This window comes from Solwaraspora sp. WMMD792, from assembly GCF_029626105.1.
Taxonomy (GTDB): Bacteria; Actinomycetota; Actinomycetes; order Mycobacteriales; family Micromonosporaceae; genus Micromonospora_E.
In genome coordinates, this window is the sequence record NZ_JARUBH010000009.1 from 2,452,931 (window position 1) to 2,467,176 (window position 14,246).

The window sequence follows — 14,246 nt, forward strand, 5'->3', positions numbered from 1 at the left end:
GGGTGTCGGCGTGGCGAGTCGACCAGGCGAGGTGGATCACGAGCGACGCGAGGCGAAACGAGGCAGGAGGAGGCGTCACGAGGCAGGGCGGGTCAGGCCGCCACGCTGCGGTGGGCGTTGGCCACCCATGCGTCCGGCAGCGGAATCCACTCGTTCTCGCTGACCCGCACCACCTCACCGTCGAGTTTCGGCAGCGCCTGCGGATCCTCGGCCGGGCAGAGCAGCCACAGGGTGCCCGCACCGGAGCGGGCCGCCTCCGCGAGGGTGTCCAGCCGGGGCATCGACCGCCAGCGGGCCAACGGTGCCGCGTCGTGCAGCAGCAGCGGCCCAGCGGACCCGCCGGGTGCAGCGGATGCGCCGGACACAGCGGGTGAGCCGGGGTCAGCCGGTGGGGTCGTCGCGCCCAGCTCGGCCAGCAGTTCGGGCAGGGCCCGCTGCCACGCCTCGTCGACGTACTCGCCGAACTTCAGTGCCGCCCGCGAACCCGGCTCGGCCAGGTCCGCGCCGAGCACCGTGGCCCAGGTCGGCTTCGGACGCGAGTCGACCAGGGCCCGCAGGTGCCGCAGGAACCGGTCGGCCACACTCACCGGCCGGGCACCGAAGCGGCGGACCAGCTCGTCGGCGGCGGCCGGGTAGCGGCTCAGCCGCACCGTCAACGCCCGGAAACCGTCACCGGGGGCGGACAGCCGCTCCTCGGCACGCAGCGCCGCCGCCAACTCCGGTGAGTCGGCCAGCCAGGACGTCGTCGGCGTCGACGCCGACGACCGACGCCGGATGATCGACATCGACGACGACAGTGGACGGGGCGGGGCCACCCACACGTCGCCGACCATCCGCAGGTCGAAGCCGGCCTGGGCGAGCAGTTTGTCCAGTTGCGCCGGTGGCGGCAGGGGGTCCAGCTCCGGGAACCGGCCACGGACCCGGGCGGCGATCTGCTCGGCGGTCAGCGTCGCCTGCCGGTGCACCGCACCGGGGACACCTGACGTCGCGCCCGACCCGTCAGTCGACGGCGTGGACGGTGCGGTCCTCGACGCGGTCGGCTGGCCCGGGCCGGCCGCCGGCAGCACACCGGCCTGCGACAGCCGCAACGCCCGCACCGGCGACAGATCCTTCGGGTAGATCTCCAGCCGGGCGTTGGCCGCCGCCCGCTGGGCGGCGGCGGCGGCCAGGGTCACCCGGCGGCGTTCGTCGACCACCTCGGCCGCGCCGCCCGGGGCGCTCACCCCGGCGAGGGTACGCAGCACCGTCGCCGGGCTGGGCAGCACCTCACTGTCGGCGAGCCGGTCAGCGGCCCGACCGAGCGCGTCGGCGTAGTCCAGCAGCGCCGGGGCGGTCGGAGTGTCCGGCGGGTCGTCGTCACCGGCTTCCAACGCCACCAGCAACCGGTCCGCCACCGGCTCCCGTACCGTGGGCTGCGGACCTGCGGCGGTGCCGCCGTCGCCGGCCGACCCGGGGTGGGTGTCGCTGTGCCGGCGCAGCAGCAGCCGCTGATCCTCCTCCAACGCGTCGATCTCGATCGCCGCCCGCACCGCCGCCCGGGCCACCGCCATCCGCACCTGCTCGCCGGTGCGCACCGAACCCCGGCTGGCCAGCAACGCGGCCGCCAACTCGTCGACCGACATCACCCGGCCGCTGTCGGCCAGCAACCCGATCACCTGGGTACGCAGACTGCGTACCACCGGCAGGCCGCGCCACCGGCGACGCTGCTTGCCGAGGATCTGCGCGATCCGGCCCGGGGTGACCGAGACCGCCTTGGCGACCAGTGGCTGCCGGGGCCACGGCGGCAGGTCCGGCAGCACGCCACGGGCATCGGGCAGGGCCAGCAGCAGCCGGGTGGCCTGCGCCTCGGTCGGGTTACGGGTGTTCGGCGCGGGCACCAGCAGCGCGGCGACTGCGTCGAGGCCGACCCGCAGCAGCTCCACGTCGCCTTCGGCGCCAGCAGCGACCGGGGTCGCTTCGGCGGAGGCGGCGCGGCGTTCCGCCTGGCTGGCCGCCACCGGCTCCCGTTCGCCGAGCCGGGCCCGCCACTCCTTCACCCGGCGCTGCAGCTCCTGGCGGGTACGGGCACCGAGCCCGCGCAGGTGTGCCAGCCGGGGCGCCACCGTGAGCAGGTCACCGACGGTGTTGGCGTCCAGCCGATGGGCGGCGGAGATCGCCCGGGGAGTCAGCCCGGCGGACTCCAACGCCGTCGCCCGGGTCGCCCGGGTCGCCGCCTCGTCGCGGGCCGCCGCGGCGGCGTCGGCGTCGATCTCGTCGTCGAGCGGCTCCGGATGGTCGGTGCCGGCCGGGGCGCTCGCGTCGGATTGGCGGAACAGCCGCTGCCAGGCGTCGCGCATGTCCTTGAGCGAGCCGAACCGGCGACGCGCGTCGCGGTGCAGCGCCTCCTCGAAGAAGGCGATCAGGCCGTCACGGATCGCCGGGTCGAACGCCTCGGCCGCCAGCAGCGGCGGGCCGTCGGTCAACTGCGGCTCGGTGGCCCCGTCACCCCAGACCGGCAGCTCACCGGAGGCCATCTCGTGCAGGGTGACCGCCAGGGCGTACCACTCGGCCGACCGGTCGAACACCGGCCGCTCGGCAGTGCCGAGGAACGGGTCGAGGTAGCGCGGCGTACCGGCGGTGATCTCCTTGACCGACACGGCGGCCAACGAGAAGTCGAACAGCACCAGCTGCCGGGTGCGGTTGGTACGAATGCGGATGGCGATGTTGTCCGGCTTGATGTCGCGGTGGTAGACGCCTTCGCCTTCGAGGTAGTCCAGCGCGCCGAACAGGTAGTCGCTGTAGTTTTCCAACTCGTCGACGGTGAGCCGGCCCTCGTCGCGCAGCTGCCGGGCCAGGGTCCGCTCGCCGGCGTGTTCGAGCACGATCAGCGTACGGTTGCCGATCTGCAGCGGATCGGGTCGGGCCAGCCGGATCACCCGGGAGTCGGTCAGCGGCCCGAGCACCTCGGCCTCGCGGGCCAGTCGGGTTGCCTTCTCGTCGGAGAGACCGACCTTGAGCACCTCGTCACGGCCGGTCCGGTCGTTGTGGGCCAGGAAGGCCCGGCAGGTCGACCCGGTGCCGAGCCGCTTGGTGATCGTCCACTCGCCGACGGTGTCGCCCGGCCGCGCCTCCAGCGGATCGACCTGGACCAGCTCCTGGACCAGCTCCGGTTCCGGTCGGCTCGGATCCGGCGCGGCGCCGGTCACGGGATCCGTCGCAGAGCCGGTCGCCCGGTCCGTGGTGTCCGCAGGCGCCGTCGTCGAGGTGACCGCCGGCGGCGATGGTGGGGCGGTCAGCTCGTCCTCGACCACCTCCAGCATCTCCACGAACTCGGCGACCGTGGTCAGCCGCTGGGTCGGCACCGGTGCGGTCGCCGCCTGGATCAGCTCGTCGGCGAACTGCGAGGCGGTGTCGGTCACCGCCGACGCCCGCAGCCCGTTCTCCTTGGCGAGCCGGGCGAGCAGTTCGGTGCGTTTGCCGGCCGGCGGCTGCCCGGTCAGGATCAGGTACGCCACCGCGCCGAGCCCGAAGACGTCCATCGCCACCGGGTCCGGCGCCGGGGAGCTCAACTCGGGGGCGAGGTACGCCTCGGCGGAGCGTTCCAGATGGTCGGCGGCGTGGCTGGAGGCGAGGATCGGCTCGTCGGATCCGGTGCCGGCGGTGCCGACCGTGGCGCTGCCCGCGCCGTCGGCGGCCCGGGTCGCCGCCTGCCAGTCGCTGACCAGCAGCTGCGGATAGAGCCAGCCGACCTCGTCGTTGCCGCGCCGCCGGCCCGGTGCCGGGGTGACGAAGATGCTGCGCGCCGACAACGCCCGGTGGTGCAGGTGCCGGCCGTGGGCGTACGCCAGGGTCTCAGCCAGTTGCCGGATCATGGTGACCCGACTGGCCGGTTCGAGCCGGTCGCCGTACTGCGCGAGGTAGTGGTCCAGCCGCAGCCAGCGAGGGTCGTGGCGGAACACCAGCGCCGGGCCGGCCTCGTGCGGCTCCATCGCGTCGACCTGGACGATGTTGGGGTGGCTGATGCCGTGCAGCACCCGCATCTCCCGGCGGGCGGCCCGCTCGATGCTGGCCCGCTGTGCCTGCACCGCGTTGCGTTCCACCAGGTAGATCCGCACCCGGCGGCGCTCCCGGGGCAGTTCCCGGTGGGTGGCGTGGTGGTCCTGCCAGGTGGGCCCGACGTCGAACGGGCGGGGCTGCAACTCCCAGGAGCCGATCTGCAGGTGCCGGCGGCTACGGGCGATGCCGACCTTCTCCAGCAGGCCCGGCAGGGCGCGGGACAGCTCCGGGGTGACCCGGTGGCGTTCATCGGTGGGTGGACGTAGTAGCAGGCCGGTGCCGATCGGCGGCAGGTCGCCGCTGCTGCCGCCACCAACGGCAGGCTCGCGGCCAGCGGTCTCCCGGTCGGCGGGCGGCTGTGGGCCGTACACGTTGTGCCGGTGGTGGTCGGACAGGGCCACCTTCAGGCCAGGTTTGCTGAGGAAGACCGCCGCCTGGATGAACGGCACCCGGATCCGGTTGCCGCGCCCGCCGCCGCTGGCCGCCGCAGCCGCCTGCAGGAGTGATTTGAGGCGTTTCGCCTTAGCGTCGGCCAGGTGCAGCGGGTTGTCGAGGGTGTGCACACCGCCACCGGACTGCTGGTGAATCCAGTTGGACCCGCTGGAGATCAGCCGGCCGGTGAAGCTCTTGATCTCGATCAGGTGCAGCCCGCCGGGCGTGGCGACCAGCAGGTCGACCTCGTACGGATGCCCGGTGTCGGCGGTGAAGGTGAGGTTGGACCAGGCCCGGAACGGCTCGGTGTCGGGCAGCAGCTCCTGCAGGTGTGCCAGCGCTTCGCGTTCGTGTGCGAACTGCGACGGCGTGATCGACGTCCACCGGCCCTCCTGCATGCCTGCGATCCTATGGGCCGGGGCAACCTGAGGCGGCAGGCCGTCCCCGCTGGCCGGGTTGGTCATGATCGGATGCGGGTGATCTGACGAGGTGTCGGCGTGTCGAGTCGACCAGGCGAAGTCGATCAACGAGCTGGGGGTGGCTAGAGGCGACGCGGGCCTTGGTGGCCGTGACCCGGGTACCGGGTCACGGCCACCAAGGCCCTTCGGGGAGTGCGTGACGTCAGTCGGCGGCGGCCAGCCGGTAGGCGTGGAGCACCGTCTGGGTGAACGTGTTGCCCTGGCGGTCCTCGGCACCGAACCGCAGCGACACGTACCCGTCGCTGTCGGGGTGCTGCACCGTGGCCACCCAGTTGCGGCCGTCGGCACGGACCGGGGCCGGCAGCCAGGTGGTGCCGCCGTCGTAGGAGACGTCGACCGACAGCGCGTCCAGATTGACCGTGACGCCGGTCTGCCGGCGGACCGTCACCGGGATGTCGACCTGCTCTCCGGCCGGGGCGGTGCCGGCCTCGTCGACCGGCGGCGCGGGGCGGGCCACCATCACCGGCAGCCGGCGCCACTCGTCGCCGTTGACCCGCCCGGACTGGAAGGTCCAGGCCATGTCGACCTCGGTGGCCAGATCACCGGCGTCGCGGGTGGCGGAGGTCTCCAGCCGGTAGCCGGCCTGACCGGGCGGGACGACGAAGTAGCCGAACCCGCCGACCTCCCACTCGTCTACGAGTTCGCCGTCGCGGTAGAGGGCGGTGCGTGCGGTGACTGTCTGCGAGTCGCCGGCGTGCCCGGCGGCGTCGCCGAACAGCGGGACCTCCGCCACGATCTCGTCGCCGATCCGGCTGACCCAGCCGCGCGGTACGGTCGTCGCCGGCATGGCCGGACCGAACGGCGGCAGGTTCCAGGTGTCGGTGTGCCGGCCCTCGGGGGCGTACGCGCGGGCCGGGTCGAACAGGAACGACACCGGTTCCAGCCAACCGTCCTCGCCGAGGTGGTTGGAGAAGTACAGGTCGGAGAACCAGGCCACCTGGTCGGTGCTGAACCATTCGATCCGTTCACCGGGGACGGGCACCACGGTGACCTCGCTGAGCGCGCCCAGCGCCGGGTCGTCGAACTCGGCGACGAGCAGCCGGTCAGAGACGTCACCGGTCGGGGTGCCCCGGAAGTCCTGCCGGACCCGGGCCAGGTCGTCGGTGGCGTAGTCGCGCTGGTAACCGGTCGGCAGCCGGCCGTCGAAGACCTCGCTCAGCGCGTACGCGAACGGGCTGTTCGCGTACCCGCCGTCGGGGTCCGGCTTGAACCACTGGTGGGAGATGGCGGAGCTGAACCCAGGTGCCGGCTCGTCGCCGCCGATCTGCCTGGTCGACAACCCGTCGAATCCGGGGTACGCGGAGCCGATGCCCACCGGGCCGTCGACGGTGTCGAAGCCGACCGTGACGTCGACGATCGCCGCTCGGGCAGCCGGTTGCGGCACGGTGGCCTGCACCGGTGCGGCCTGCCGGGCGTCCAGGGTGACCGTGGTTTCCCCGGTGACGATTATCCGGGGCTGGGCAAGGATCGCGCTGCCGGTCTGCCGGCCCTCCGTATCGAATGCGTCGATGGCGGCGAACAGGCCGTACGCACCCTTGGGCAGCCGCGTGACGACGGTGCCGTCCTCGTCGTACGGGTAGTCGAAGTACGGGAGGTTCAGGCCGGCCAGCACGGTCCAGTACGACTCCGACGGATCGCCGTCGGCGCCGATGTGCGACAGGGTCACGTCGTAGCTCTCGACCTCGCGGTGCACCCCGACGGGCGTGACGACGCGGGTCTGCCCGGCGGTGGCGACCAGTTGGCCGCTGTAATAGCCGTCGGCGGCGTCGACCCTGGTGTCGGCGGTGGCGTCGACGCTGGCCGTACCCCCGGCGGGCACCTCGACCTGAGCGGCGCTGGTGGTGAACATGCCAGCCGGGACGGAGGCACCTGCCGGTCCGGTGATCTCCCAGGTCAGGTCGAGGGTGACCGGCTCGGTGCCGGTGTTGCGGTAGGTGACGGACCGGGTGATCGGCTCGTCGTCCTGGTGCGGCCAGGCCGCGCGGCCGTAGGAGATGCTGGCCGGTGCGGCGGTCACCGTCTGGGTGACGGCGCGGGCCACGTCGACCAGGCCGGCACCCTGCTGGTACGCGCCGGTGCCGGGGTGCGGCGCGGCGGACCCCATCAAAGTGGACTTGAACTGATCCGCGGTCCACTCCTGCTGCTGTTGGGCGAGCAGCGCGACGGCGCCGGTGACGTGCGGCGCGGACATCGACGTGCCCGGCGCGGAGACGTAGTGTTCGTCGATCGGAATGTCGAGGGTGGTGCCCTCGGCGCGGGCGGCGACGATGTCGACACCGGGTGCGGTGATGTCGGGTTTGACGGCGTCGTCGCCGACCCGGGGGCCGCGGCTGGAGAAGTCGGCCAGCGTACCGTCGCGGTCGACCGCGCCGACGGTCAGCGCCGCGTCGGCGCTGCCGGGTGAGCCGACGGTACGCTCGGCGCCGGAGTTGCCGGCGGCGATGACGAACAGGGTGCCGGTCTGCTCGGTGAGGGTGTTGACCGCCTCCTCGAGAGGGTCGATCTCGGGTCCGTCGCCACCACCGATGCTGATGTTGACCACCGGGACCTGCTTGTCCACGGCGAACCAGTGCATCGCGTCGATCATCGCCGAGTCGTCGCACCAGGCGGCCGGGCAGACCTTCGCGGAGATGATCTTCGCGTCCGGGGCGACGCCCTGGTACTTACCACCGGAGGCGGCACCGCTGCCGGCGATGATTGAGGCGACGTGGGTGCCGTGGCCGGTGGTGTCGCCCTCCTCCGGCGCGTCGGTGAAGTTACGCGTCTCGATGACGACGTCGGTCAGGTCGGGGTGTCCGGTATCGACGCCGCTGTCCATCACACCGACGGTGACGCCGGCGCCGGTGAATCCGGCCTGGTGGGCGGCGGGCGCGCCGATCTGCGCGACGCTGCGGTCCAGCAGCATCTGCCGTTTGCCGTCCAGCCAGATCCGCTCGACGCCGGTGTCGGCGCCCCGGGCGGCCGGGCCGCCGGACACCGTGGACCACAGGTCGGTAATGGTGGACTTGTCGGCGGTCACCGCCGCACCGTCGATCGCCGGCAGGTCACGTTGGACGTCGAGACCGTCGGCCGCGAGTGCCGCGACGCTACGGGTGGCGGTGTCTCCCGGCGCGGCGGTGACGATCAGCGGCAGGTTGTTCCGTGCGGCATCGTGGTAGCCCCACTCGATCAACTTGGTGACGTTGAACAGCCGACTGTCCAGCGTGCCGCGTTGGACCAGCTCAGCGGCGTCACTCGGGACGACGTGCAGGTCACCGTCGATGCGGTAGGTGCGGAACTGCATGCCGTCGCGGCCCTCGCCCGGGCGCAGTGCCGCAGCACCGTTACCGGTGACGGTGACCTGGTCGCCGGTGATGAGGGTGACCGTGGTGCGTTGCCCGGCCGGCTGCTGTCCGACGGATGTCCGACCGGCGCTCGCACCGTCGGTCGGCGCGGCCCGGCCGGGTTGCCCCGGCCCGATCACGAGTACGGCGGCCAGGCCGGCCGCCGCGAGTCTTTTCGAACGTGTCACCAATACCTCCCCATTGGACGTCTCACAGGACGTCGGGCAGACGCGAAACTTCAGCGTTACACAGCCGACCACCGGAGGAAAGGGTTGAAGTCGGCTTACTGTGACAATGCCGGGCAATAAGTAGGTAATGCAACGGATTCGGCGTCAGCCGGTCTGCGCGCCGCCCGGCACCGGACCGGGCGTCGCCGCAGTCCTCGTCCCTGATCTGAACCTCGCCGGCCGGCTGATCGTCCTTGCCGTGGAGCAGCCACCGACGAGGAGTCATCGTGAAACTGACGACCGGTACCCGCCGGGCGATCGCCGGCGCGGTCTTGTCCGCTGCAGCGCTGTGCACCACGGCGGCCTCGGTGGAGTTCACCCCGGCCACCGCCGCCGGGATGCTGCGCGGCGCCGACGTGCCGGCCGACGATCAACGGACGGTCGTGGCCGCAGCCGGGTCCTGCCCGGCGCTGACCCCGGCCCGGTTGGCCGGTCAGCTGATGACGGCGTCGCAGTTCAGGTCCGAGCCGGTGCAGGCGGTCAGCGCCAGCGGCGGTAGGGGTGTCGCCGGGCTGACCGACCCGGTGTGGCGCCGCTGGGCACCCTGGCCGCAGGCGCAACCCACCGACCGCAGCGCCAGCATCCACGCACTCGCCCGCCACATGTGCCAGCTGGTCGGAGCGCTGCGGGTCGCGCAGGTGCCCGGCGAACCGTGGCGGCTGGCGCTCGCCGCACACCAGCTGGGTGTGCCCGAAGTACGCGCCGCCGCCGGGGTGCCGACCGCCGCCGCCGACTACGTCGACACCGTCGAGGGGTACACCCGGTGGTACGCCCTCTACCCCGCCTTCGGCGGCACCGGCACTCCCGATCCCACCCCGCCGGCGTTACCGGCGACTCAGACGACGGTCAGCCGGGCCACGCCGATCGACGTACCGGACGAGTACCTCGCGGCCGTGCGCACCGCAGGTGGCGTCTGTCCGACGGTGACACCGGCTCGAATCGCCGCCCAGGTCATGGCCCAGTCCGGTTTCGACCCGAACCTGCTCGGACCGACCGGCGGCCAGGGCATCGCACAGTTCCTGCCGCAGATGTGGGTGCAGTACGTCCAGGCAGCCGGCGACGCGACACCGTGGGACCCGCAGGTGGCCATCCCGGCGCTGGGCCGCACCATGTGCCGCCTCGTCGAGGAGATGACGCCGCTCAGCGACGACCCGTACCCGCTGGCCCTGGCCGCGTACCACTGGGGGGCCGGCGCCATCCAGGCGGCCGGTGACGTCGACAGTTCCTCCACCCTCGCCGCCTTCACCGCAATGGTGCACGGCCACGAGAAGTTCTACGCGGCGGACCCACGGCTCGGCACCGGGGCGGCACCGTCACCGCCGGTTCGCCCGGACCCCACCCCGACGACCGCCGCCGGCACGCCGCCCGCCGACGCACCCACCCCGGCCGGTACGCCGACCCCCGCGCCCGCCCCGTCCAGCGCCGCACCGAAGGCGACCACCCCGGCGCCGACGGCCCGGTGGCAACTGGTCAGCCACGCCTCCGACAAGTGCCTGACGCAGCACCACGGGCCGCAGACCGAACGGTCCACCCCGCTGACGATCTCCACCTGCACCGGGGCTGCCAACCAGCTGTGGGAGTTCCTACCCGACGACACGATCCGCTCCCAGGGCATGTGCATGGATCTGACCAACGGCCGGACCGTCGACCTCACCGTCATCGGCAGCACCCGCTGCAACGGCACCGCCGCTCAACGGTTCCGCCTCAACGGGGCCGACGACCTGACCTCGCTCAAGGCCTCCGACGCTCGCGGCAAGCTGATGTGCGTCGACGTGTACGACGGGCGTACGGCCGACGGCAGCCAGGTCATCCTCTGGCCCTGCACCGGTCAGGCGAACGCGAGCTGGAGCCGCCGCTGACCGGCTGACGTCAAGTCGCAGGCGGCTTCGCGCCGGGCGCCGGGCGACCCGCCGACAGGTCGAGGACCGTGGTGACCCGGGTGTCCGCCGACGTCGTCGCCGTCGTCGGTCCGCCGCCGTCGACGTCGGCGGCACCGCCGGGCGACGCCGTACCCGACCGATCGGACCCGGCTCCGGGCGTCTGGTCGTCCTCGGCCGTGGCGGAGTTCGCGGACCGGACGGCGGACTCGCTGCCGCCCCAGGCACCGGCCCTGGTGTCCGCCGCCTCGGCGGCGGCCGCCTCCACCGGTGCGCCGAGTCGGCGCCGGGCCCAGAACAGAGCACCGAGAATGACCAGCACCACCGACGCCACCGCCAGCGGCCAACCGGCCGCCGCGCCGGATCCGCCGTCGCCGTCGTCGACAGGACCACCCGGACGGGCACCGCCGGCACCGACCGCCGCTACCGGGTCGACACCGCCCCAGCCGATCTCGTCGTCCCGGTCGGCCGCAGCCGCGAGTTCCGCAGTCTCGGTGAGCCGTTGCACGACCTCGGCGGCGGTGAGATCCGGTTGCGCGGACCTCAGCAGCGCGGCGACGCCCGCCACATAGGCCGCCGCGTAGACCGTGGCGTCGCGCGGTTCGGTATCGGACACCGCCGGTGCCACCACGTCGACCTCGCCGGCCGGGTGCTCGGCCACTGGCGTGCCCTGCTCGTCGACTGCGGCGACCCGCAGTACCGCGTCGGGTGGGCCGGGCGCCGGGTCCAGGTCCGCACCGGACCTGGCCGGCACGACCACAACGCTGTCGTGCTCGGCGACGCCGGCGAGAGCCTGCACCACCTGCGGGTCGGACAGATCGACGTAGCCGCCGATCATCAGGACCTCGGCCCCGGTGGACAGTGCCACCTCGATCGCGGTCACCTGATCGGTGACCCGGGCCCGCGCGTCGGTTTCCACCAGACGCACCGGCAGTACGGTCGCCTCCGGCGCCACTCCGTGGCGGGACCCGGCGCTGTGGTCGGCGGCGACGATCCCAGCGATGGCGGTGCCGGTGCCGAGACAGTCGGTGCCGGCCCGCCCGGCCCCGGTCACGATGTCCGCCCCCGCGGTCACCCGGCCGGTCAACTCCGGCAGCGTCGCGTCGACCCCCGAGTCGACGATCGCGACGGTCACCCCGGCTCCCCGGCTACGCGACCAGACCTGGTTCAGCGCCGACCACGGCTGCCCCCAGTCGGCCAAGCTCGCCTGACAGCCGGAAGTCAGCCAGGGCAGGGCGCCGGAGGCCGTACCCGGTGGCCGGCTCGCCCCCGCCGAGGGCTTCGCTGTCGGTGTCGGCGAGGCGGACGGCGAGGCGGGGGTCGGGCCCGGCGGGGAACCGGACGGCTGCCCGCCTCCCGGTTGGCCGTTGCCGGTGCCCCCGGGGCGGGGAGTAGACGTCGCGTCCGGAGCCGGCGGCTGGGGTGACGGTGCCGGGCTGGTCGGGGCGCTCACCGGGCTGAGATGGCCGTACCGCACGCCCTCCCCGACCGCGTCCCACGGCAGCACCAGCTCCCAGCCCGCCCGCAGCACACTCGGATCGACCAGAGCGCCGCCGGTCGGCTGCGGCCGACCGGCGTTGAGGTCGAAGATCTCGGTGGCCCGGTCGGCGTCGCCGAGCAGCCGGCTGGCGATCAGCCAGAGGTTCTCCGGTCGGCCGTCGACGCTCGCGGCGACAACGTAGTAGAGCTGGTAGCTGCCGGACGGCCCGGGGTCCGGGGCGGACCGGTGCACCGGTACCGCTGCGACGGCACCGCCCGCCGCTCCGGCCGGCGCGGTGACGCCGAGCGGGCCAGCGGCGATGACCGCGAGGAGCAGGCCGAAGGCGACCGGTACGCGGCCGCCGCGCATCCTCATCAGATCGTTCCTCCTTGATCGGGTGCCGGTGATCCGGCGGTCCGCTACGGCATGGACGACGGCGCGATGTCCTAGGTTCACCACCACTAGGGAAGTACATCGTGAACCTTTGCATATGCTGCTTCGTCCCAGCGTTGGCAGAGCTTTGATGGCTGGCGGGGCCGTCCCGCGCAGCGGCAGGAGTGGGCATGCGGCACCGATCGGAGATCCGCCACGGCCTGGTGAGGCGGGCGGGCCGGATCGTCGCCGTCGCGGTGTGCGCGACGGCGGTCAGCGTACCGACCGGGTGGGCCGATGCCCGACCGGCCGGCGCTGGTCCGGCACCCGACGTCAGCTCCACCCAGGATGCCGCGACCACGGGCAACGTGCGGTACTACGTCGTCGGTCAGCAGCCGGGCGGTGAGCGGGACTTCCTGTTCGCTATCGCCGCTCGCACGCTCGGCGATGGCCGACGGTACCCAGAGATCTTCGATCTGAACGTGGGGCGGACGCAGCCCGACGGTGGACGGTTGACCGATCCGACCGTCCTGGAGCCGGGCTGGGTGCTACGGCTGCCCGACGACGCGCGCGGTCCGGGCGTCCGGTACGGGCCGTTGCCGGCAGCCGACGGTGTGTCGACCGGGCCGCAGCTGCCGACCGTCGGCGGTGCGCGGCAGCCGGACCCGGGATCCGAACTGCTGTTGCGGGGCGGGGCGGCGATGGTCGCGGTAGGGCTGTTCGCTCTCGCGGTGGTAGTGCTGCGCCGAGGCGGCGGACGTCGACCGGCTACCAAGGCGGTCCGGCCGGCGTCCAGGGCGGTCCGGCCGGCATCCGCGCTGGTGCCGGCTCCGGCGACCGGACCGGCTCCGGCAGCCGACCTGACCGCCCGGCCGGCCCCGACCTCCGACCCGATGCCGACGACCGGGCCACCGGAGAGTTCGGCCGAGGACGACCGTCGGCTCGCCCACCTCGAGGTGCGGCTGCGGGTGGGTGACGATCCGGCGGTACTGCGGCTGACCGGCCTACGGCGGCCACGCGGCGACACGCCGTACGGCTGGCGGTCGGCGGAAGCGGACACCGACCAGCCGGGATCGGAAACGACGCTCGACGTCGGCACCGGCATCGGAGGGCAGTTCTGGATCGAGCTGCGGCAGGCGCCCGACGTACTCGCCGTGACCGGGCCGGCCGACGCCCGCGAACGGGTCGCCCGGCTGCTCGCCACCCGGCTGCTGGCCGCCGGGGCCGCCGTCACCGTCGTCGGCGACGGGCTCACCACGCTGCCGCCGGGCTGCCGGCGCTACCCCGCCGACCTGGCTGCACTCGCCGACGACGACGCGGCACGGACAGTGGTCACCCTGGTCACCGACCCCGCACCGAGTCAGTTGGCGGCACTGGCGGCGCTGGTCGAACGGCCCACCCCGGCCACCGTGCCGATAGTGGTCACCGCAGGGCCGCCGGCCCGCTGGACCTTGCAGATAGTCGATGGTTGACCGGGGCGGCAACGGGGTCGAGCAGCTCCCGCAATGCCTGCAGAGCGTAGAACGTGCGCGATTTGACGGTACCAACGGGCACCCCGAGCCGCTGCGCGGCCTCCTGGCCGGATCGTTCGTGCAGATAGACCTCGACGAGTACGGTGCGCTGCCGCTCCGGCAGCGCGTCCAGCGCGGCGTGCACCACTCCCGCATCGATCGCCCGCTCGACCGGGTCGTTGTCGTCCGGATGGTCGTCGAGCAGGTCCCCGACGAGCTCGACCGGACGGGTGGTCCGCAGGTCGTCGATGGCGACGTTGCGGGCGACGGTGTAGAGCCAGGACCGTCGCCACTCACCGGTCTCGGTGCGCGACTCCGGGTGCCGCCACGCCCGCACCAGGGTCTCCTGCAGCAGGTCCTCGGCCCGGTACCGGTCCCCGTTGGTGAGCCGGACCAGGTAGCGCAACAGGCCCGGCGCCGGGCCGTCGTAGAGCGCACGCAGCTGCGCGTCGAGGCCGGCTGATGCCGACGCAGCGCCGGGGTGCACGGTCATCTTCGTTGTCGTCCTCG

6 protein-coding genes are annotated in these 14,246 nt (G+C 73.2%); 2 read left to right on the top strand and 4 right to left on the bottom strand.

Annotated features, from left to right (window positions below):
• Positions 1-92: 92 nt before the first annotated feature.
• Entirely contained in the window at positions 93-4,865 is a 4,773-nt protein-coding gene (gene pglW, locus O7629_RS12600) for a BREX system serine/threonine kinase PglW (protein WP_278169365.1), read from the bottom strand.
• Positions 4,866-5,088: 223 nt separating this feature from the next.
• Positions 5,089-8,457: a S8 family serine peptidase gene (locus tag O7629_RS12605; RefSeq protein ID WP_278169366.1), complete on the bottom strand. Its 3,369-nt coding sequence runs from the start codon at positions 8,455-8,457 to the stop codon at positions 5,089-5,091.
• A 266-nt stretch (positions 8,458-8,723) separates the two neighbouring features.
• Between O7629_RS12605 and O7629_RS12610 the strand changes: the two genes are divergently transcribed.
• Complete coding sequence (locus tag O7629_RS12610; RefSeq protein ID WP_278169367.1) at positions 8,724-10,355, top strand: ricin-type beta-trefoil lectin domain protein; 1,632 nt, start codon at positions 8,724-8,726, stop codon at positions 10,353-10,355.
• A gap of 10 nt (positions 10,356-10,365) precedes the next feature.
• Here O7629_RS12610 and O7629_RS12615 read toward each other — a convergent pair whose 3' ends face one another.
• Positions 10,366-12,228: a S8 family serine peptidase gene (locus O7629_RS12615; protein ID WP_278169368.1), complete on the bottom strand. Its 1,863-nt coding sequence runs from the start codon at positions 12,226-12,228 to the stop codon at positions 10,366-10,368.
• Positions 12,229-12,416: 188 nt separating this feature from the next.
• On the opposite strand from O7629_RS12615, the gene O7629_RS12620 reads away from it, so the two are divergent.
• Positions 12,417-13,697, top strand: a complete 1,281-nt coding sequence (locus O7629_RS12620) for a hypothetical protein (RefSeq protein ID WP_278169369.1) — start codon at positions 12,417-12,419, stop codon at positions 13,695-13,697.
• Here O7629_RS12620 and O7629_RS12625 read toward each other — a convergent pair.
• Positions 13,648-14,229 (bottom strand): sigma-70 family RNA polymerase sigma factor, encoded by a 582-nt coding sequence (locus O7629_RS12625; protein WP_278169370.1) that lies wholly within the window; start codon positions 14,227-14,229, stop codon positions 13,648-13,650. The two genes, O7629_RS12620 and O7629_RS12625, sit on opposite strands and share 50 nt — an antisense overlap.
• Between the last annotated feature and the right edge of the window lie 17 nt (positions 14,230-14,246).

What these genes read in the sequence shown, in the direction of transcription:
- pglW (WP_278169365.1), bottom strand. Translation starts at nt 4,865, where the DNA reads ATGCAGGAGGGCCGGTGGACGTCGATCACGCCGTCGCAGTTCGCACAC.
- O7629_RS12615 (WP_278169368.1), bottom strand. Translation starts at nt 12,228, where the DNA reads ATGAGGATGCGCGGCGGCCGCGTACCGGTCGCCTTCGGCCTGCTCCTC.
- O7629_RS12620 (WP_278169369.1), top strand. Translation starts at nt 12,417, where the DNA reads ATGCGGCACCGATCGGAGATCCGCCACGGCCTGGTGAGGCGGGCGGGC.
- O7629_RS12625 (WP_278169370.1), bottom strand. Translation starts at nt 14,229, where the DNA reads ATGACCGTGCACCCCGGCGCTGCGTCGGCATCAGCCGGCCTCGACGCG.